At 39.4% G+C, this 2,486-nt stretch carries 2 protein-coding genes and 1 pseudogene; all 3 read left to right on the forward strand.

Annotation, left to right across the window (positions count from 1 at the left end; translation table 11 throughout):
• Positions 1-270 (forward strand): annotated as a pseudogene (locus ACTHJT_RS13185) (histidine kinase); the annotation flags it as partial.
• Positions 271-996 carry a LytR/AlgR family response regulator transcription factor gene (locus ACTHJT_RS13190; protein WP_440238913.1) on the forward strand — a complete coding sequence of 242 codons (726 nt, stop codon included), beginning with the start codon at positions 271-273 and terminating at the stop codon, positions 994-996.
• Positions 997-1,425: 429 nt separating this feature from the next.
• Positions 1,426-2,486, forward strand: a 1,061-nt coding sequence (locus tag ACTHJT_RS13195) for a hypothetical protein (protein ID WP_440238915.1), incomplete at its 3' end; no start/stop codon positions are given.

Genomic DNA, 2,486 nt, shown 5'->3' on the forward strand with positions numbered 1-2,486 from the left:
ACCTTTACATTTGTGGAAAACGCGTTCAAATATGGACTGAGAAAAAGGGATGACGGATTTATTAAAATGATGATCTCGGTTAACGGTAATAACTTTTATTTTTCAGTTGTAAATGATAAACGGCGAATGGAAAAAATTACGCGGCTGGGGGGCATAGGAATTGAAAATGCAAGAAAGAGATTACAATTGTTGTATCCTTACCGGCATACACTTTCCATCTCGGATATGGACCAGGCTTTTTCAGTGGAACTAACCATAAATCTGAAGTAGATGAATGTTATCAGGTGCATGATAATTGATGATGAACCGATAGGGCGTGAAATCCTGGAAAATTTTGTAAAAAAAATCAATTTCCTGGAATTGGTAGCCGTATGCGGGGATGCTTTTGAAGCCCTAGAGATCATCGAAAGTCACCCAGTAGATCTTTTGCTTTCCGATATCCAGATGCCTGAAATAAACGGTTTGGAATTTGTCCGTTCATTGCCTTTTCCTCCCGCGATTATTTTTATTACCGCTCACGATCAATACGCTGTGAATAGCTTTGAACTGGGAGTGACAGATTATTTATTAAAGCCGGTATCTTTTGAGAGATTTCTGAAGGCGGCCAATAAAGTCAGGATCCAGATTGAGAACCAGCGCCACCTTGCTTCAGCGGTCAATAATAATAATGCCTACCCGGGGTATTTCTTCATCAGGGCTAACAATAAACTGGTTAAAATATTATACAAGGATGTTTATTATATTGAATCCGTTGGCGATTATATAAAAGTGTACACCTCCGATCTGCCGCTTCTCAGTTATAGCAGTATGAAAATGATTGAGAGTAAATTGCCTCCCGGCTTGTTTGTAAGAATCCACAGTGGTTATATCGTATCGATAAATGCCGTAAAAGCCGTTAACGGACAATTGTTGGAACTTCTTAACGGGACATGTCTTCCCATTGCGAAATCAAGAAAAGAGCATTTATTTTCGGCTCTTCGAATCGAGGAATCCTGAAAACGCTCTAATTATTCCATTCATTATTTGATAATTTTTTTCCAGAAAATCGTGCAAATGCGGCTGATTACCGTGCAAAGCGGTCAATTCGTCGAAAAAATAAAGTTGCAGTTGTTTTAAAAATAAAATTTGTAAACAATTACATGTTTACCAATAAATAATTTTTATGACTGCGATCCAACCTCAACAAATTGTAAAGAAGGAATTTAAGCTTAAGAAAAAGATCATAGTAAAATTTGGTTCCAATGATTTAAAAGGCAGGTGTTACTCTACTGTTTTGGAAACCATAACTACCAACCCTACGAGTACCATGATGAACCCCCAAAGTTTGTTATAACGCCATGGCTGTTGCCTTCATGAAGAAACGAATGATGTGGCAGGCTATCTGCTAAAATAAAATCCCCATTGGTTTTCTGAAAAATTAACCTGTTGTTGAAAATCAGCAAATATTATTTAATTATTATCCTTGTCATAGTTACTTTCAACTGTGCAGGCCAAAGCGCCGACAGCGTTTTGCAGGAAGTACAAAACATTCCTGCAAAATTCTATTCAAAAGTTGAGAAAAAATACGCCTCCATTGACAAGCATCTTTCCGGCAAATCGGTAAAATACCTGAAGAAACTGCAGAAGCAGGAAAACCGGCTTAACAGGAAGCTCTCAGCGATTGATTCCCTTTCCAATAGTACAAATGGAGCCGTTACAAAGGAATATGAATCTTTTATTGAAAGTTTCAGGAAGAAAAAAGAAAAACTGGATAAAGTAAATCTTAACCAGTACAACTCCTACATAGATACATTGACCACTTCCTTATCCTTCCTTAAAGAGTGGGGAAGCGATGGTAAAGCCGCTTTGCCAATGGAGAAGCTGAATGAACTAAAGGATAAATTCAATCAAACCGCCAAAGTCAATCAGTTCATCAGTGAAAGGAAAGAACGGATGCAGCAACTGCTTTCAAAATACACCCAACTTCCCGGCCCAGTTAAAAAGCAATACGACAAGCTTCGAAAGACCGCCTATTACTACAAGGCGCAGGTAAATGAATATAAAAGCATGTTGAAAGACCCAAAGAAGATAGAAGAGGAAGCCCTCAGCGTGTTGAATAAAATGCCCTTCTTTCAAAAGTTCATGAAAGAGAACAGCCAGTTCGCTTCACTTTTCGGCCTGCCTTCCTCCTCAATGGGCGGAGTTCAGGGAGAGACAGCCCTTGCAGGTTTGCAAACAAGAGCTTCGGTTCAAAATCTGATCCAACAGAGAATAGCTTCAGCCGGCCCGAATGCCATGGCGCAGGTGAAACAGAACCTGCAAAATGCTCAGGCACAGCTTTCCCAACTGAAAGATAAGTTGTTGAAATCTTCCGGACTACAAGGGATCTCCGGTGAAATGGATATGCCCAATTTCAAGCCCAACAGCCAAAAGACCAAACCTTTTTTAAAGAGGCTGGAATATGGCTTTAATATACAGTTCAGTAAAAGCAATTCGCTATTGCCTTC

The sequence above is a fragment of the Cytophaga sp. genome (assembly GCF_051961495.1).
Taxonomy (GTDB): Bacteria; Bacteroidota; Bacteroidia; order Cytophagales; family Cytophagaceae; genus Cytophaga.

Bases quoted from the DNA above. Each gene is read 5' to 3' on its own strand.
- ACTHJT_RS13190 (WP_440238913.1), top strand. From the start codon at position 271: ATGAATGTTATCAGGTGCATGATAATTGATGATGAACCGATAGGGCGT.